At 37.5% G+C, this 17,587-nt stretch carries 15 protein-coding genes; 7 read left to right on the top strand and 8 right to left on the bottom strand.

Annotated elements, in window-relative coordinates; translation table 11 throughout:
* Window positions 1–16 precede the first annotated feature (16 nt).
* Window positions 17–901 (bottom strand): RlpA family plasminogen-binding lipoprotein MPL36, encoded by an 885-nt coding sequence (gene mpl36 / locus EHR01_RS13535; RefSeq protein WP_135695352.1) that lies wholly within the window; start codon window positions 899–901, stop codon window positions 17–19.
* A 108-nt stretch (window positions 902–1,009) separates the two neighbouring features.
* Here mpl36 and EHR01_RS13530 point away from each other — a divergent pair, with 108 nt between their 5' ends.
* A complete protein-coding gene (locus EHR01_RS13530) occupies window positions 1,010–1,915 on the top strand; it encodes a tetratricopeptide repeat protein (RefSeq protein ID WP_135695350.1) in 906 nt (301 codons plus the stop codon).
* Window position 1,916: 1 nt separating this feature from the next.
* Window positions 1,917–2,840: a tetratricopeptide repeat protein gene (locus tag EHR01_RS13525; RefSeq protein WP_135695348.1), complete on the top strand. Its 924-nt coding sequence runs from the start codon at window positions 1,917–1,919 to the stop codon at window positions 2,838–2,840.
* A 31-nt stretch (window positions 2,841–2,871) separates the two neighbouring features.
* Here the strand turns inward: EHR01_RS13525 and folP are convergent, their stop codons facing one another.
* Complete coding sequence (gene folP, locus EHR01_RS13520) at window positions 2,872–3,687, bottom strand: dihydropteroate synthase (RefSeq protein ID WP_135695346.1); 816 nt, start codon at window positions 3,685–3,687, stop codon at window positions 2,872–2,874.
* A 94-nt stretch (window positions 3,688–3,781) separates the two neighbouring features.
* On the opposite strand from folP, the gene EHR01_RS13515 reads away from it, so the two are divergent.
* The 5 genes from EHR01_RS13515 to EHR01_RS13495 are packed head-to-tail and all read left to right on the top strand — an operon-like array spanning window position 3,782 to window position 9,697.
* Complete coding sequence (locus EHR01_RS13515) at window positions 3,782–5,794, top strand: OmpA family protein (protein ID WP_135695344.1); 2,013 nt, start codon at window positions 3,782–3,784, stop codon at window positions 5,792–5,794.
* Between the two features lie 2 nt (window positions 5,795–5,796).
* Window positions 5,797–6,921: a DUF1577 domain-containing protein gene (locus tag EHR01_RS13510; RefSeq protein WP_135695342.1), complete on the top strand. Its 1,125-nt coding sequence runs from the start codon at window positions 5,797–5,799 to the stop codon at window positions 6,919–6,921.
* A gap of 27 nt (window positions 6,922–6,948) precedes the next feature.
* On the top strand, window positions 6,949–8,262 hold the full coding sequence (gene hisS / locus EHR01_RS13505; protein WP_135695340.1) for a histidine--tRNA ligase: 1,314 nt from the start codon (window positions 6,949–6,951) through the stop codon (window positions 8,260–8,262).
* Window positions 8,259–8,792 (top strand): phosphatase PAP2 family protein, encoded by a 534-nt coding sequence (locus EHR01_RS13500; protein ID WP_135695338.1) that lies wholly within the window; start codon window positions 8,259–8,261, stop codon window positions 8,790–8,792. Before hisS ends, EHR01_RS13500 begins: the two co-directional genes overlap by 4 nt.
* On the top strand, window positions 8,789–9,697 hold the full coding sequence (locus EHR01_RS13495; protein ID WP_135695336.1) for a lysophospholipid acyltransferase family protein: 909 nt from the start codon (window positions 8,789–8,791) through the stop codon (window positions 9,695–9,697). Before EHR01_RS13500 ends, EHR01_RS13495 begins: the two co-directional genes overlap by 4 nt.
* Window positions 9,698–9,762: 65 nt before the next feature.
* Here EHR01_RS13495 and EHR01_RS13490 read toward each other — a convergent pair whose 3' ends face one another.
* Genes EHR01_RS13490 through argJ form a run of 6 tightly spaced genes read right to left on the bottom strand, consistent with a single transcriptional unit; the run spans window position 9,763 to window position 17,564 of the window.
* Window positions 9,763–10,890 (bottom strand): Re/Si-specific NAD(P)(+) transhydrogenase subunit alpha, encoded by a 1,128-nt coding sequence (locus EHR01_RS13490; RefSeq protein WP_135695334.1) that lies wholly within the window; start codon window positions 10,888–10,890, stop codon window positions 9,763–9,765.
* 1 nt (window position 10,891) lies between these two features.
* Entirely contained in the window at window positions 10,892–11,824 is a 933-nt protein-coding gene (locus EHR01_RS13485) for a UDP-glucuronic acid decarboxylase family protein (RefSeq protein WP_135695332.1), read from the bottom strand.
* A gap of 57 nt (window positions 11,825–11,881) precedes the next feature.
* Window positions 11,882–12,760, bottom strand: coding sequence for a M50 family metallopeptidase (locus EHR01_RS13480; RefSeq protein ID WP_244310119.1), 879 nt, complete (start codon window positions 12,758–12,760; stop codon window positions 11,882–11,884).
* Window positions 12,761–12,778: 18 nt separating this feature from the next.
* Window positions 12,779–15,148 (bottom strand): PP2C family protein-serine/threonine phosphatase, encoded by a 2,370-nt coding sequence (locus tag EHR01_RS13475; protein WP_135695328.1) that lies wholly within the window; start codon window positions 15,146–15,148, stop codon window positions 12,779–12,781.
* The gene (locus EHR01_RS13470) at window positions 15,145–16,413 is read right to left on the bottom strand and encodes a hypothetical protein (protein WP_135695326.1); all 1,269 of its coding nucleotides are present in this window, start codon (window positions 16,411–16,413) and stop codon (window positions 15,145–15,147) included. Before EHR01_RS13470 ends, EHR01_RS13475 begins: the two co-directional genes overlap by 4 nt.
* A complete protein-coding gene (argJ, locus tag EHR01_RS13465; protein ID WP_135695324.1) occupies window positions 16,410–17,564 on the bottom strand; it encodes a bifunctional glutamate N-acetyltransferase/amino-acid acetyltransferase ArgJ in 1,155 nt (384 codons plus the stop codon). The genes EHR01_RS13470 and argJ overlap by 4 nt, the downstream gene beginning before the upstream one ends.
* Between the last annotated feature and the right edge of the window lie 23 nt (window positions 17,565–17,587).

The following is a 17,587-nucleotide window of genomic DNA, read 5'->3' as shown; positions in this document are numbered from 1 at the left end:
GAGGGAATGGTCAAATCTAACGATTGGCGATAAAACAATCAATCCCATCATATTTTAATTTTGATTTGAGAGATTCTGCTTTTGCGCGGTCTGCAAAATCACCAACTTGAACGACGAACTTTCCATCTCGGGGAGTGACGAACACGGATTGGTTGTACTCAGATTTCATGTTTTCTTGGTATTTTAGAGCTCGTTCCTTTTCTTGAAACACTCCCACTTGCACAGTAAATCCTTTGCCGGCCGCAATTGGTTTCACTGCACCTGGTTTTACCGGAGTCAATTTTTCTGGTTTTGCAGGAGCATCGTCTAGAAGGTCTGCGTCATCTAAATCATCCGCAAGATCTTCTTCCCCTTTTTTAAGAACTTTGATCCCAACTTTGGTAACACCTTTGTCCTTAAATTCGAGGATCTCCGCTGTTTTTTCAGATACATCCACAATTCGTTCATCAACAAATGGTCCGCGGTCATTGATCCGAACCACAGCTTCTTTGTTGTTTTCTAGGTTTTGGATTTTGACTACACTACCAATGGGAAGTGTTCTATGTGCGCCTGTCATTTTCATGCGGTCAAAAGGTTCACCACTCGCAGTAGGGCGACCTTGGAATTTTTGTCCATACCAAGAAGATAAACCAACTTCATCAAATTGTGTTGTTGGTTTTTTGGTAGGGATGGCTGCTACACCAGTAGGCGCTGATGTTTTTCCATTGGAATCTAAATCGTCAATGATAGAACGCGCCACTGGGTCATCTGATTTCGTGTTACTTGCTGGTTTTGACTTCCCAGAACGTTCAAAAAAAATATCCTCCGGATCCCCGGATGCACTATAATCTCTACGGGTGGCATCTGCTGAACTGCAGGATACTAGCCACAATATTATGGATAAAAGTATGAGTCTTTGCATAACTTTCCCCTTCCTCTGGACTCTTGTGTGTACCTTTCGGAAGGTTTTTCCATTCGCATGATAAAATTTCTAAGGGGAGATTCGTTTCTGAAACGATAATCGGTCTGTATGGCACAAGAAATCCAAGCTTTATTCAATGAGGCAGTCCGTTTGGAACGAAACGGGGAATGGGATCGTGCCGAATCACAATACAAACTTTTACTCGAAAAAGATCCCAATTACCATTTGGCATTACAAAATTTGGGTGTGGTTTATGCAAAACAAGGAAAACACGCAGAAGCCATTCCTTTGTTTTCTAAAGCCTATAAACTTCATGCAAACGTTAAAAATTGTTATAACTTGGCTGTTTCACTTTATAAACATGAGGAAACAGAAAAAGCGATTAGTTTTCTTAAACAAACCTTAACCTTTGAAAAAAAGTTTATTTCTGCACATCTATTACTCGCGCAAGCCTATCAGAAGTTAGGCAATGATGAGAAAACCGAAGTATATCTAAGTAATGTAATTAAAATCGAACCAAACCATAAATCAGCTTTAGGAGGGCTTGCGATGTTTTATTACGAAAGGAATCGTTTTCCAGAAAGTTTAAAGATGATTGAACGTTATTTGATTTTGTATCCGGGAAATGCTCAGTTAAAAATCATCCAATCAGAAATTCTCGCAAAACAGGGAAATTATAAAGCATCTGCTACTTTGCTTTCAACTATGGTAAAAGAGGATGTGGGATTCACAAATTTTAATGAAAGTTTGCAAGCCGCTTGGAAAGAAGAAGATGAAGTTGTTCATGAAAGTTTAGTTCGTATCCAATCCAAAGCAAAATTGAAGTTAAAGGAATTTCAAACGAAACTGGAACTTTCGAAAGAGAACCCAGAAGAGTTCTCTCCTCCCGATGCGCAGGAAGCATTGGATTTGAGTTTGTTGTATCTTTTCAATGGAAACCCGGAAAAAGCGATGCAATATTTAGTATTTGCTCAAAAGATGAAGGAAAAGACAGAACCAGAAAGGTTACCTTAGATTGAGATTTTGCATTTTTTACATTCTACTCCTTTGTCATACTTTGATTTTATGGGGATGTCGTTATCCCATAGCAAAACAAGATGAATTAGAATCAGATACTTTGTTTTTGGAACTTTCGAATTCTGCTGCCACTGAATGCAATGCAGAAGGTATCCGATTGTCAAAAACCATTCAGTTGGACCAAGCGGAAGTTGTTTGGGATAAATGCATTCAAACCAATCCAAATGAAATTGTTGTCCACTTAAACCGACTACGGTTTTATTTTTTGTTGGATGAATACGAAACTCTGAAACAAAAAATTGCAAAAGAAGCTCCATCTCGCTCGTCAGTCACATATACCAATATTTTAAAAGAATTGGATCTTCGATTGCGAACGGATGAACGAGTGGTCTTATTGGATGCACTTTCTCGTGTGAAAGGATGGGAACTGTATTCCTATGAAGAGTTGGCAAATTACTATTTGCAAACAGGTAACTATTCTTATGCGGAAGGTTATTTTAATCAAATTTTAGAAGTAGTTCCATTTCATGAGAACGCTTTGTATGGAATGGCAGACATTCAAGTACAAAAAAATAATTGGTACAGTTTGCTCGATTATGCAAAGTCTTTAGAAGTGGCTGCTAAAAAAAATAAGGAATTCCATTTTTATTTTACCAAAGCAAATTATGAATTAGGGCGTTATGAAGAAGCCCTGAAATGGGCAGAATCAGCTACCGCTAGCGAAAAAACTCAAATTAGTTTTTTAGAAGTTTGGCGTGATACCTTATTTGTATTGAAGGACAGTCCCAAATGGGACAATCTTTTGCCTTACTATCGTAAGGCGGTTGAAAAGGGCTACTCTGTTCCTGAATCAGTTTTTTTTCCAACTCTATCTAAAGAAGGAAAAGATATTAGGAAAGCTGTTCGTTCGGGTAGAAGTTAAAAATCATAATCAATTTTGACTTGTTAGGAATTCATTCATTTCCTTGGCATAAATTCCATATTTTTTCTGCCTGTCTTAACTTGATTACGTTATGCGTCCGTATGAAAGGAATTTTATTTTTTAATAGATAAAGTTCGCAGGCTAAGGTAGCAAATTCTCTATCTACTGTCGGCAAATTTCCAAGTATATTTCCTAAAAACGATTTCCTGGATACACCTAACATTAGTTGGGGGAATTCCAACTTAAGAATATCTAATTCTTGTAAAACCCGAAAAGAAACCATTGGATTTTCACTAAGAAAAAAACCCATACCTGGATCATAAATTAGGGCCGTTTCTGGAATCCCCATTGATATCAGTTCGGAGCGACGGTCCCTAAAAAAAACTTGGATCTTTTTGATTACAATTTCAGGACTTAAATCTGATTTAAATTTCGCAATATTTTTGTTATGCGAATGCATGATGATGAATATAAGTTCTGGGTATTTTTTAATATAAGAACTTAAAAAACTACGATCACCATCATAGGTAAATCCAGTGATATCATTAAGACAACGTACTCCTGCCTCAATACCCTTTCTTTGTACCTCTGGACGAAAACTGTCTAGGCTGATTCGGACACCTTTGGGAACAAAATGTCTAATGACAGGTTCCACTCGTTTCCATTCCTCTTCTTCAGAGACTAAATTCGCATTGATGTTCGATGATTGGCCCGATACATCCAGCCAATCGGCCCCTTCTTGAAGTAGTTTGGTCCCTTGGTTGATCGCATCATCAGGGTTTAAAAATTTCCCCCCGTCACTAAAGGAGTCTGTGGTAATGTTTAAGATTCCGAAGATTTCGGCCATGAATGAAAAGGTTTATCGGTAAACGCACCCCTAAAAGCCTTATTTTTCCCTTGGCAGAAATTTCCATTTGGTCGATACATAGGAGAGACGGCAGATGAAAAAATTCCTTATTTCCTTAATCATTTCGGCACTCCCAATCCTGGCGCAGCCTTTACCGAAGGTGAAGGATGTAAGGTTCTACCAGCCACTCAATACTCAAAATGTAGAGTACAACCCCATCATTTCTCCTACGGGAAGGTATCTTGTTTTCCAATCCAACCGGCCCGGTGGTGAGGGCGGAATGGATATTTGGATTTCAGAGAACTTAAGTTTTCCTGACCGGATGAAATTGCCAGTTTGGTCTCCGCCAAAGAATTTTCGAGAACTGAACACAACTAATTTTGAAGGGATGTTTTCGATCCTTTTCGATGAAGAGGAAAAACCTTACGAACTTTATTTTACTTCTGTTCGGGATAAAACTCAGGCAGATCCAAAAAAGAATCGGGAAGGATATGATGGTTTAAATATTTATTATACCAAAATTAATCCAAGGACTGGTCTCTGGTCGATTCCGAATCATGTTAGCGAAATCAACTCTCATTTTGAAGATAAAATGCCTGCGATTTCACCTGATGGTTGTTCGATGGTCTTTTCTTCCAATCGACCAGGAGGAATGGGAGGTTTTGACCTTTGGATCTCTAAACGAGAACCAATTACCCAATCAAAGGAAATTAATCCGGACAAGCCAAAAATCAAATGTAGAGACGGGGTTTGGCAAAAACCAATTTCTATTGGTATGTCGATTAATTCCAAGGATGATGAAATTAGTCCCAACTTTCATTGGGATGGGTTGAGATTATATTTTAGTTCTAATCGAGATGATAAGAATCGGAAGTTTAGTTTTTATTATAGTGAATACAATGAATCACAAAATAGTTTTGAGACTCCAGTTTTATTAGGATCTCCATTTAATACCAAGGTACAGTTGTCAGGCGAATCCACGGGATTTCCATTTGATACTCCTGCTGATTATTCCACTTACAGTCTTTGGGAAGAGAGTGATAACGAAGGAATCTCAGTTACCTTTGATGACTTATGGTTTTATTTTTCTTCGAACCGTCCTGGCGGAGAAGGCCAATTTGATATCTATCGAACCATGGTTCCCGAAGACCTACGCCGTACTTATGAATTTGTTTTTCGTGGTCTTGTTTTAGATGGTTCCGAAGCGATTATGATCGGTCTTGATTCCACATTAAAAATCTATGATGATACAAGACCCATTCAGGTGATAACTTCCAAACGAATTGGAGGAGATCTTTCACTTGCCGATGCAGAGAATTTTAGAACGACTATCAAAACCGGAAAACTCTATCGAGTCGAAGTTTCTTCGCCAGGATTCCATCCGACAGAACTGCTTTTGGATTTAAGGGGAAATGTAGGAAAGGACAAAGAACAATATTCTCAGATCATATTACAGCCCATTCGCCCTACCAAAGACGAACGACCTGATAAAACCATCCAAGGGATTCGATTTGTGGTGAAAGACAAAAAAACCGACCTTGTCATTCCCAATGCGATTTGTCATTACTTCGATGATCTTACTCGCAAAGGAAAATCTTTAGAATCTAAAGACAGTCGTTTCGAATTAGAAAAATCACCTACTATGGATTTTGAGATTTTGGTGAGAGCAAAAGGATTTAAAGAAGAAACTTTCTTATTTGCAAAAGATAAAATTCTGTCTATGGAAGGGAAAGAAACTGTCCTTTACCTCAGAAATTTAAATGACTTTGACAGTTTGTACAATACAATTATTTATTTCCCGTTCAACGAACGAACATTGAGCGATGAAGATAAGAAAAAATTGGATCTTTTTGCTGACTTCCTTATCCAACATAAGAATGAAAAAGTTGAAATTGGTGGACATACTGATAATATAGGGAATAAGGAATACAATATCAGTTTGAGTGAAGATAGAGCTCTTTCTGTGTATCAGTATTTGAGATTGAAAGGTGTTCCTAAGGAACGAATGAAGGTACAAGCTTACCATTATTCGCAGCCAATCTCAGAAAACGAAACGGAAGAGGGACGTTCACGAAATAGGCGTGTGAATTTCAAAAAAATAGACTAGCTATGATCAACCGTATAAAAATTCATTTCGACCAAGATAGAGAATACCTCCCGTTAGAGGCGGTGCAAACTTTACCTGAATTTTTCAAACAAATGATGGGTGGAAATGGATTGTTTCTAAAAGGATACGACACACCCATCCGGGTTCGTTTCAAAGGAGAACGTCCTGATGGAGCGCACATTTGGGAATTGGAGACAATCCCAGAACTCATCGAAACAATTTTTACAGTTCAAGCAACACCTAGTTTTCACGTCGAAGTGGATTATGAACTGATCAACCAAAAAGATAACTTACTTCTTGGTAAAATTATAGATCGTAGACAAACCTATGCAACAAGACAAGATCCTAGAAATGAAAAGGTTCGAGGGAACGTTGTTGCTTCAAACTTTTTAGTTGCAAAAACTAATATTGATTTTTCGAAACTAACTGGAGTTAGTTCTCAGGTAATTCTTTCGGACATTCAACGAACGGTTCTAAAGAATTATCCGCAGTCAAAAGTCGTCTTTCTTTCTGTATCAATTCATAGTGATGAAATTGATTTGATGAAAGAACATAAAAAACCAATTTTTATTTTGGATACGGAAACTTTTGAATCATTTCCTTCTCCGGATGTATTTGATCCTAAAAAAACATTTGAAGACGAATTTTTATTGGATGACAAAGTCCAAGAATACAAAAAGAAAAAAATCGGTTCTTTTATTTATTATCCTCTATTTATACAAATGAGAGATATGCATTTTTTTGCATATCTCTCCCTCGAAACTGAAAGACCAGGGATCCCTGGTGAAGTTTTGGATTTGTTTAAAGAGGTTGAACGTACGTTTCAAGAAAGAATCATGGACTCAAATACCCATATTCTTGATGTAAAACAAAACGTACTCAACGTTTCCAGAGGTGGAGTCGCCCTGGAAGTTAATGATATGGAAATTATCAAAGCACTGAAAGTGAAACCAACATTTACCCTGGATATCAATTTCAAATTGCAGGCACCCATTCGAATGGCATTAGAGTTACGCCATTTAGAAGAGGTGAATGATTTTTATCGATTGGGTGGACGGATCACAGGTGTCAGCGGAGATAAAAAAGCCAAAGAGATTTACCATAGTCTCATTGATTTTTTTGGCTAAACTTCGCAGGTTCAATAGGGGCCAAAATTGAAAGAACAAAAACTAACAACAGAAAACTATAAGGGCACTCGGGATTTTTATCCTGAGGATATGCGCCTTCGAAACTATTTATTTTCGGTGATGAAAGATGTCGCCAAATCCTACGGTTATGAAGAATATGATGGCCCCATGGTGGAATCTTTGGATTTGTATAGAGCCAAAACCGGGGAAGAAATTGTAGGAAAACAGATTTATAATTTTGTTGATAAGGGGGATCGTGAGGTTGCGATCCGACCTGAAATGACACCGACTGTTGCGAGAATGGTGGCAAAAAAACTAAGAGACCTTCCTCGTCCCATTCGCTGGTTTTCTATTCCAAATTTATGGAGATACGAACAACCAGGCCATGGTCGCCTCAGGGAACATTGGCAATTAAATGTGGACATGTTTGGCGTGACAAGCCAAAGGGCTGAATTAGAAATTTTATCCTTAGCATGTGATATCCTTTTTGCGTTTGGGGCCAAAAGAAATAGTTTTAAAGTAACAATTTCCCATAGATCACTCCTCGATGAATTTTTGTTAGACGGTTTGAAAGTGAGTCCAAACCAGGCTCATGAAGTTTCCAAAATTTTAGATAAAAAAAATAAAATTACGGAAGAGGAATACGTAGCTCTTGTTTCGAAAACAATTCCGAATGATCCAACAGCAGTTTCAAAGATAAATTTGTTTCTTGCTGCCACTACTGAAACGCTTGATCAAATTCCGGGAATCAAAGAAGAAACAAGAAACACAATTCAAACTTTATTTGAGGACTTAAAAACCATTGGATTAGATGATATTGTATATTTTGATCCTTCGGTGGTAAGAGGTTTTGATTATTATACGGGTTTTATTTTTGAAATTTTTGATACATCTCCACAGAACAAACGTTCGCTATACGGTGGTGGAAGATATGACAACTTAATTGGATTGTTTTCTAATGAAGAGCTGTCGGGTATAGGATTTGGTTTGGGTGATGTAACTCTTCAGAATTTTTTAACTGCACATGATTTGTTACCTGATTTTGCTAATGACTCCACTGTTTACATTCCTCTTTTAGATGAATCTTCTTTTGCAGAAAATCAAAACTTTGCACGGGAACTTCGAAAAGAAAAGATTGCTGTCGAAGTGTCTTTGCTTTCTCAAAAAATGGGAAAACAACTTTCGTATGCTGAAAAAAAAGGATACCGTTGGATTTTACTTCGAGGCGAAGACGAAATCAAAGCAGGCACAGTCACTTTAAAAGATATGGCCACAAGAAACCAATGGACATCTTCTTTTTCTGAAGCACTTCAAAAGATAAAAGAAGAGCTTTCTAAATGAATTTGATTTCTGCCATTGATTTAAAATTTTCGACTTGGATTCAAAAAAATCTCCACCATCCACGTATGAGTTGGATATTGTCTCGTGTCAATCGTGGGGAAATGTTTGCTCTTGTTTTGTTGCCACTTATGTTTTTAAGTGAACTATACAAACCAACGTATATCAGTTTACCATTTGTATTAGTGTTTACCTATCTAACAGATCGTTTGGTTCTTGTTTTAAAAAAATATTTTGCAAGAAAACGTCCCCTAGTCAGTGTTATGGGAAAAGTGGATTCCAATCCAGATATGAAACATTCTTTTCCTTCGGCCCATAGTGCCAATTCCATTGTGGTCTCGACTATATTGGTTTTTGCATTTCACGAAACCCCGTATTTCTTTTTCTTCAGTTTGTTTGCTGGTGTAGGTAGACTTTTAACCCTACATCATTTTGTGAGTGATATCGTGGGAGGGTGGATCATTGGTTTTGGAATTGGACTCTTGGCAGTTTTAGTTCACTATTATCTTTGGCCTTATTTTGTAACTTTATGAAACATATTGGATATTTCGTTTCGTTTTTAATTGTTTATTTGTTTTATTTTCCATTTAAGGTTCTTCCGTATAAATGGTGTTTGGCGTATGGAATTTTTTTAACCAAACTTATTTATCCTCTTGATAAAAAACATAGAAAGGTTGCTGCTGATAACATTCGTTTTGCTTTTCCTGCTTATACAGAAGAACAAATCCAAAATTTAGTAAAGGCTCATTATCGTCATTTGGGTATCCTTCTTGCACATACACTTTGGGCACCTCGGATGACAAGAAAGTGGTTGAATGAAAACTTAGTTATCGATTCTGAAAGTTTACAAATTGAAGAAGAAACTAAAAAACAAGGTGTAGGAGTGATTTTGATTTCAGGTCACTTTGGTACTTGGGAAATTTTAGTTCAGTTTTTAGGAATCAGAATGAAGGGCGGGGGAATTTACAAAAAAGTTAGAAATCCCTTTGTTGACCAGTTACTTCGTCGAATGCGTTCTAAAAATGGGGTAGTCCTTGTCCCAGTGCAAGAATCGACACAAGTGATCAAACTTCTCAAACAAGGATATTGGATCGGCTTTGGGGCTGACCAAAATGCTGGTAAGGCAGGAATCTTTGTTCCTTTTATGAACAGACAAGCTTCTACTTTTGTTGGTCCCGCACTGATGGCTTATTTAACTGGTGCAAAAATGTTGTACTATTCTGTGTTAGCTGGTGAAGGTGGAAAGGTAATTGTTCGAGTTAAGGATTTGGGTTTTGTTGATAAAAAACTCTACCCTTCCAAAGACGATGTGATTCGGCATTATACCGAACTTTGGACAAAAACTCTGGAAGAAGAAGTGAAGTTGTTTCCGGAGCAGTACTTTTGGGTGCACCGTCGTTGGAGAACCCAACCGCAAGCCATCGAAAACAACCAGTAATGGAAAGATTAGAATTCTAAAAAAAGTAAAAGTCTAATCTTTCCTGTCAATCTCAAATCTCGGAGTTATTCTCCGAGAAGTGCAAGTGTCGGTTTGTGACGGATCACTCCATTTTCAGCAATCATACATGCGTTGATGATTTCGTCTTCTAGATTGATGTTGAATTGTTTTTCTTTATTCACAAAAAGTTTTAGGAAGTTCACAATGTTCTTCGCATACATTTTACTTGCGTCCATTGGTTGTGTACTTTGAAGGTTGGAATTTCCAATAACAGTAATGCCTTTGTAAACAATCGTTTTATCGTTTTCAGTTACTTCACAGTTACCACCATTTACAGCTGCTAAGTCGACAATCACAGAACCTTGTCTCATTTTATCTACCATATCTTTTGTAATGAGTAGAGGAGCTTTTCTTCCTGGAATGAGTGCTGTTGTGATGATAATGTCAGCTTTTTCAGCATACTTGGCAATGGCTTCTTTTTGGCGACGTTGGTAATCTTCTGATTGTTCCACCGCATAACCACCAGTATTCGAAGCATCGGCTGCTCCTTCTACTTCCACAAATTTTGCACCAAGTGACATACACTGTTCTTTCACTTCTGGTCTTGTATCAAATACATCCACCACTGCTCCAAGTCGGCGAGACGTAGCAATGGCTTGGAGTCCTGCAACACCTGCTCCGAGGATTAGTACTCTTGCGGGAGTGATGGTTCCTGCAGCAGTCGTTAACATTGGGAAAAAACGGCTATAGTTGGAAGCAGCAAGTAAAACTGCTTTGTAACCAGATACTGTTGCCTGACTACTGAGTACATCCATAGACTGTGCCCGAGTGATTCTTGGGATTGTGTCCATCGAGAAAATTTTAAAAGAAGCGTTTGCGATTTCTTTTACTTTTTTAGGGAAAGCAAGTGGAGAGAGTGTTGCAATATAGATTTTATCTTTTCCAATCTTTTTTGCACTGGCCTCATCCAATGTATGGATTGAAACAACAATGTCTGACCCAGATAGGATTGTATCTCTTGATTCTACAGTTGCACCAACATCTTTATAATCTTGGTCGGAGAAAAAAGCATTGTCCCCTGCAGTTGTTTCAACGGAAACACTGAAACCTAACTTTTTAAGTGGGTCAACTACATCCGGAGTGATTGCCACTCGGTTTTCATAAGATGGTTCTTTGATTACGCCTATTTTCATTTTATACTCTTTTGCTAAAATATTCGATGGTTTTTTTTACGCCTTCCACTAAAGGGACGGTTGTTGAATAATTCAATTTTTCTTTCGCTAAACTTAAGTTTGGTTTTCTTCTGGTTGGATCATCTTGAGGGAGCGGAAGATAAATGATTTTTGATTTACTTCCAGTCTCTTTGATAACTAGCTCTGCTAGTTCCTTTACAGTAAATTCCCCTTCGTTCCCTAAGTTCACTGGTCCAATGAAATTTTCCGTGTTCATCATTTTAATGATTCCGCGAACTAAATCATCCACGTAACAAAACGAACGAGTTTGGCTTCCATCACCGTAAATAGTAATATCTTCGCCACGTAACGCTTGTACAATGAAGTTGCTCACTACACGACCATCATCTGGGATCATTCTTGGGCCATAGGTATTAAAAATTCGGATCACCCGAATGTCTACTCCATGTTGTCGGTGGTAATCAAAACATAATGTTTCTGCCACACGTTTTCCTTCATCATAACAACTTCGGATTCCAATGGTATTTACATTTCCCCAATAGGATTCGGTTTGAGGGTGTTCGAGTGGATTTCCATAGACTTCGGATGTACTGGCTTGTAAGATCCTTGCTTTCACTCGTTTGGCAAGACCAAGCATATTCATCATACCTAAAACATTTGTTTTGATGGTTTTGATCGGATTACTTTGGTAATGTACGGGAGAAGCAGGACAAGCCATATTGTAGATCTCGTCTACTTCTAACTTGATGGGGTCCGTGATATCATGGCGGATTAACTCAAAATTCGGATTTGCCAAAAGGTGTGTTAGATTTTCCTTTCGTCCGGTATGGAAATTGTCCAACACGATGATTTGGTTCCCTTCATTCAGAAGTGTTTCTGCAAGATGGGAACCGATGAATCCGGCTCCACCTGTGATAAGGATTCTTTTTGCCATTGAGATTCTATATTTATGAAGTCTGTGTCCTCGGCAAATGAAAATTTGCGTGAAGGCCTAGGGACTGTTGTCTTTGGGAGGGAAGTCTTGGAACAAATTGGGGGGCAAAACGATTCCACTTTCCGGATCGACACCCCGTTTTTCCAACCAGAGTTTTGCTTCTGGAGAAAGATCTCCCGGGAAACGTTCAAAACTTTCTTCCATTGGTGGAAAATCATGCGATTCTTCATGGCTGAGAGAACTTCGGAGGGACATAAATATGATCCCGATGCTAAGAAGAGACCAAAGGGTGGCGATCATATAACCAAGCACCACAACTACGGTAGGGACTTCTTCATTTTGCAGATCTTCGGGGCCAAGACCGGCCATCCAGAAAGCAAGGATTCCCGCATCTGTTTCTGTCAGTCTTTCTGCAAAGTCAGAGAGATCATACAAAGAATATAGGGAGATACTTGTACCTAAAAAAACTAAGGATAGGATGGAAATTGTTTCACCTAACATCCCTGTGACAAGAATTCCTACTCCCCAAAAGATTCCTGTGAGGTAAGCAAGTTCTCCTAATTTGGAATATAATACGCTAACAGAAATCAAAAACAAACCTAACAAAATCATTGTTTGGCGAGCATGGCGTCCTTGAAAACCCAAACGCAGCAAAAAGGCACCGACAAGTGAGGAACCGATGTAGCCGGCAGAAACAACGAGGATAAAAGAACCACGAAAGGAAGCAGGCACTGCAATTGTTTCCCCACCTTCATTTCCATGGAGGGCGATTCCTTTGACAACTCCACCGCTAAATAAAGCTGCCGTGGCATGACAAATTTCATGAATGAGTACGACAAATTCTTTGAGGTAAGATGTGAATTGGTGGTCCCAAAACGCGACTAAACTCAAAATCAAAGAAAGAAAAATGACAAACTTAACCGGTTTTTCTGCCATCATCGATTTAAATATCGGCTAGTTGGGCGTAAAAGAAAGACCAATAAATGTAATATCATCCGATTGTTCGCGGTTCCCACGAAAATTTGTCATCTTGGCATCCAATAATGTCGGAATTTCTTTTACGGTTTTTTGTGCATTGAAATGCAAAAATTCAATTAAAGTCTCTTCACCAAAAATTTCGTCTCTTTCGCTGAAGGCTTCTGTGATTCCATCCGAATAAAGGAAAAGTTTTGTTCCGGGAAGTAATTTGAGTTCTTGGGCATGATAATCGGTTTCTAAAATTCCTAATACCCTTTGAGTTTTGGAGTGCAATTTAATTTGTCCATCAGCTCGCATTTCGATTAACGAAAGGTGACCTGCATTTACATATTTAAATATATTTTCCTTAGAATCAAAAATTCCACCGAGGAGAGTCATAAACTCATTTCCTTTATAACGTGCTCGAAAAAACGAATTGATTTCACGAAATAGTCCTTCTAAAGAAGTTCCATTTCTGAGTTGTTCTCTCACAATACCTTTGATGGCACTAACTAAAAAACCTGTGCCGAGTCCATGTCCTGCAACGTCACCTAACAAAACGATCATTTTTGTTTGCGATACAGGGATGATGTCTAAATAGTCTCCAGAAATTCCTACAGCTGGTTTGGAAATATAACCATAATCAATCCCTTTGACCTCGCTTGGCAAAATAAGTCGAAGTGTGTTGTCAACGATGGACGCAGTTTGAATGTCTCTGACAATTTTACGCTTTTGAATCTCATCCTCTAACAAACTATAGTTTTCGAGTAACATTCCTGAGATTTTTACGACTTCATTGATGAATTTAAGTTCTCCAATTGAAAAATACTTTTTATCTAATTTTTCTCCAATGAGAATCATTGCTTGGATGTTCTTTTTGTTAGAAGAAGAATCGTAAGCTGGAAATGCTAATTGAACATTTAATCCTTTTAAAAAGTTATACAAGGTTTCACGTAATCCAATTCCATATTCGAGATGGGAAGTAACAGTGACTCGATCTGTACTTTTGAAATAATTCCATATTTCGGATTGAGGCGAAATTCGAACGAAATTTATATTTTTTAAATCGGTACTTGCGAATTGGTCACCAGGAATCAAGATTATGATATTAGAAACGTTCACAGTTTCTTTTACTGTTCGATTGATGGTGAGGATAGTTTTTCGCATGGAAAGTGGAGAAGATAATAGTGCGGTGATTTTATTAATCCCTTCGCTGAGTTTTGGATTTTGTTCAAAAAACCAATAATCAAATAATTCTTTTACTCGAAGTTTGAGTGGAATCAAATAGGCAGTCACCAAAAAAAGATAAATGAGGTTGAATACCCATCGATCTTTTAGATATCGAATGGGAAGAACATAATCCAAAATAAATATAGAACCAATATATGTTCCTAAAATGATAGAAACTAGGATCAAAGTGACAATACTGGGAGTAAAAATTACCAATGAAGGGACAAAGGTATAACGATACGTCCCGTAAAAGAAAGAAAGAATAAACAAAAGATAGGTGATGATAAAAAGAGATCTGTGAACAAAAAACCAAGGGTACCCATCAAAAAAAAGAATACTGATCGGAAGAGCCACATAAAGAAAAATCGAAAAAACCAAAACAATTCTTTTGATCAGAGCTTCTTCTTGTGGTTTTGATTTGATGATATCGTAAACATTTGCAAAAATATTGATTGAGCCAAATAAAACAGTGATAGCATGAGCAACTAAAACCACTCTTTCGATAAGCAACATATCGTATTTTTCTTGTGATGCGATCATAGCCATAATAAAAGAAATCAACACTTGAGGCAAAAGCCATTTTGAATTGATCTCTTTTCCGCGAAGCCTATAGATCAAATGGTATTGTAAAAAACTTCCTAAATATAAAGTTAACACAAATAGGAAAATTGAATTATTAAATGTTAATACAAAAACATTGGAAAGAATAATAAGTCCAAAATTAAAGAAAAAACCAAAGATCAAAGCATCTCTTGTGGAATAATAAAAATAAACGGCGATCGCTAAACTAAAAAATGCCAAAAATAAATCTGAGAAAAAGACTCCCAGAACATCTGTTTTGCGAAGTGTTGTTAGTTTGAAATTTTCTACGTAAATTTCACCTTTATGGTCTTTGATATGCAAGGGAAAGGAATCAATATTTGAAAAATCAGTAATGGACTCAAATTTTTCCAAATCTTCTTGGAGCACAGAGTTTCCCCAGTGGGCACGGTTCCCTTCCCCAATATTGACAATGAGGCCGGATGGATAATGAAAAAAAGGAAGTCTTTTTGCGTTATTCTGAAACCCAATAAATGAAAAAAGGAGAATCAAAAAAAACAAAAGAGAAGAAAGTATGGTGATTGCAAGTTCTCTCATTTGATTTCTGGCTCTTCAAAACTAAATTTGAGTACAGGTTCACCTCGTTGTTGGATGATGATAGGCCCTTTGTCCATATTGATCATATTTTTCCAACCCATACTCGCTACAACTTCTTCAGAATTTCTGGTAATACGAAATTGTTTGCCTTCTTGAACTATATAAAGTTCAGAATATCCAATTTTTCCTATGATCATTTCGTAGTTTTCTTTCCAGTCTAACTTTTGAAAGGTGGATTGAATTAACGATTTTATATCAGAAAATCCTTTTAAGATACGAAGTCTTGATTGAGAATAAACCACACCTAAAATATATGAAAGTATGATGCCGATGTGTTGGTAAGATTTCCCTGCGTTTAGAATGACAAAAAACCAACTTCCATCTTCTACCTGAAAAAACTCGATTAAGTTTCTACTCGTTCTTTTAAATGCAGTGATTTTCCAACCCAGTAGCTCAGGAATAGTTCCTGTTTCCAAAAGGTTTTGTACGCGCACCGCATAAGCTGCTTCCTTTTGGTACTTTTTGTTTTCTGAAATATGATACGAAAGGATATGGTTGTGAATGGTTAGGGCAGATTGTCCAGCGAGAAGTGACAAACTGTGAGCTGCATCCGCATTTGGAATGTTCGAAACCGCAATAAAACCAAATAATTTTTCTCGGAAGATAAATGGGTAAATGTAATTTGCATGAAGTTCCATAAAGTCATTGTTTATGTTTTCATGCGAATAAGTTTCTGCTACAGAAGCCCCATTTCGTTTGCTTAGTAAAAAAGATTGAAAACTTGTTTTGACTGTGATGTCTTTTGTCGGACTTAATTTTTTTTGGCGGCCTCGAAAGTACGAGTGGAAAGCAAAAGTACCATTTTGTGTGAGAACTGCCATCGTCCCAGAATGACTTCCTGTAATTTTCACCATATCGGGGAATACGTTTTTGATCAATGCATCAAAGTTAAACCGTTTGATGGCCTGTCGATATGATTCTGCATCCTCTGTCAGATACTCAGATAAAAATCGAGTCCGAATGTAACGTGTGAGCCTTTCGATGATGGGCAAATATAAAATCAAAGCAAAGGCACTTGTTAATAACAAAGCAAGTTCCAAATGATAAGACATCTGTTCTGGAATTTGCGATAAAATTAGGAAATAAGAAACATATACTAAAAAAATAAATAAAGTACGAGTAAAGATATTGGTTACCGAAAGTTTTAATTGATAACTTGAAGGTAAAAAATATTTGAATGCACTTTTAAATTTATTGGAATTCATGTTGTGTAATATGCGTTTTCCTGGATATATCCTTCGGTAAAATCACAACTCCAAAAAGTTTTTTGAAAAGCTCCAGTATTTAGAATTACAGAAATATGAATTTCTTCATTTGATTTTAGGTATTCGGCTAACTTTGTTTTGGTGTTGTTGTCAGCACCCTTAACAGAAATTCCCCCTAATTGAATTTCTAAAGAGTCGTAAGGAATTGGTTCATCAAACACCTTTCCGATGGCCATCACAAACCTTCCCCAATTGGGATCTCCGCCGTAAATGGCAGTTTTCACAAGAGGAGAATTGAGAATGGATTTTCCAATTTTTGTCACTTGTGCATCATCTCTTCCATGAGAAACTGTGAGTTCAATGAGTTTGGAAGCTCCTTCTCCATCACGGGCAATCATTTTGGAAAGGTCAGTGGCAATTTCTCTTAAATGAGATTCGAAAACATCATCAGCGATGGTTCCAAGAACTCCAGAACACATTAACACCACTGTATCACTTGTGGAAGTATCAGAATCAATTGTGACACAATTATAAGTCACATCCACCACTCGTTTTAAGATTGTTTGTAGATCACCTGATTCAGGAAGATAATCACAAAGAATATAAGACAACATGGTCGCCATGTTTGGCTCAATCATTCCTGCCCCTTTGGCAATTCCAAACATAACCCCTTCACCCGCTTGGTTTGTGATCGTACGATAAGAGATTTTTTTACGAGTGTCAGTTGTCATGATAGCTTCTGCCACTTCTTCTAAATTCCCTGGTCTTAAATCTGCTTTAGCCGTGGAACAAGCGTTAAGTATTTTTTCAATTGGGAGAGGAACTCCAATTACACCTGTGGAGGAGGGGAGGATGTCTTCTGCTGGTATACCTAAAGATTTACCAAGTTCCGTACAAATTTGGTACGAGTTTTGGATTCCCTGTTCTCCCGTGGCAACATTTGAATTTTTTGAATTGATGACAATGGCTTGTAAATACCCATCTTTGATATGGTCACGACCCACATAAATGGGTGCTCCAGGAAAATTATTCCTTGTGAATACGGCTGCCGCCTTACATCGATTTTCTGAATAAATAACTGCAAAATCTAAACTTGTGTCTTTGATCCCTATGTTTTTGCCGAAGGAATAAAATCCCAATGGAAACTTCATAAATAACCTACCGGATACCAATA

The organism is Leptospira mtsangambouensis, from assembly GCF_004770475.1.
Lineage (GTDB): Bacteria > Spirochaetota > Leptospiria > Leptospirales > Leptospiraceae > Leptospira_A > Leptospira_A mtsangambouensis.
The sequence above is the reverse complement of the archived record's forward strand: the minus strand, read 5'-3'. Positions and strand labels throughout refer to the sequence as shown.

Bases quoted from the DNA above. Each gene is read 5' to 3' on its own strand.
- mpl36 (WP_135695352.1), bottom strand. From the start codon at position 901: ATGCAAAGACTCATACTTTTATCCATAATATTGTGGCTAGTATCCTGC.
- EHR01_RS13530 (WP_135695350.1), top strand. From the start codon at position 1,010: ATGGCACAAGAAATCCAAGCTTTATTCAATGAGGCAGTCCGTTTGGAA.
- folP (WP_135695346.1), bottom strand. From the start codon at position 3,687: ATGGCCGAAATCTTCGGAATCTTAAACATTACCACAGACTCCTTTAGT.
- EHR01_RS13515 (WP_135695344.1), top strand. From the start codon at position 3,782: ATGAAAAAATTCCTTATTTCCTTAATCATTTCGGCACTCCCAATCCTG.
- EHR01_RS13510 (WP_135695342.1), top strand. From the start codon at position 5,797: ATGATCAACCGTATAAAAATTCATTTCGACCAAGATAGAGAATACCTC.
- EHR01_RS13500 (WP_135695338.1), top strand. From the start codon at position 8,259: ATGAATTTGATTTCTGCCATTGATTTAAAATTTTCGACTTGGATTCAA.
- EHR01_RS13495 (WP_135695336.1), top strand. From the start codon at position 8,789: ATGAAACATATTGGATATTTCGTTTCGTTTTTAATTGTTTATTTGTTT.
- EHR01_RS13490 (WP_135695334.1), bottom strand. From the start codon at position 10,890: ATGAAAATAGGCGTAATCAAAGAACCATCTTATGAAAACCGAGTGGCA.
- EHR01_RS13485 (WP_135695332.1), bottom strand. From the start codon at position 11,824: ATGGCAAAAAGAATCCTTATCACAGGTGGAGCCGGATTCATCGGTTCC.
- EHR01_RS13480 (WP_244310119.1), bottom strand. From the start codon at position 12,760: ATGGCAGAAAAACCGGTTAAGTTTGTCATTTTTCTTTCTTTGATTTTG.
- EHR01_RS13475 (WP_135695328.1), bottom strand. From the start codon at position 15,148: ATGAGAGAACTTGCAATCACCATACTTTCTTCTCTTTTGTTTTTTTTG.
- EHR01_RS13470 (WP_135695326.1), bottom strand. From the start codon at position 16,413: ATGAATTCCAATAAATTTAAAAGTGCATTCAAATATTTTTTACCTTCA.
- argJ (WP_135695324.1), bottom strand. From the start codon at position 17,564: ATGAAGTTTCCATTGGGATTTTATTCCTTCGGCAAAAACATAGGGATC.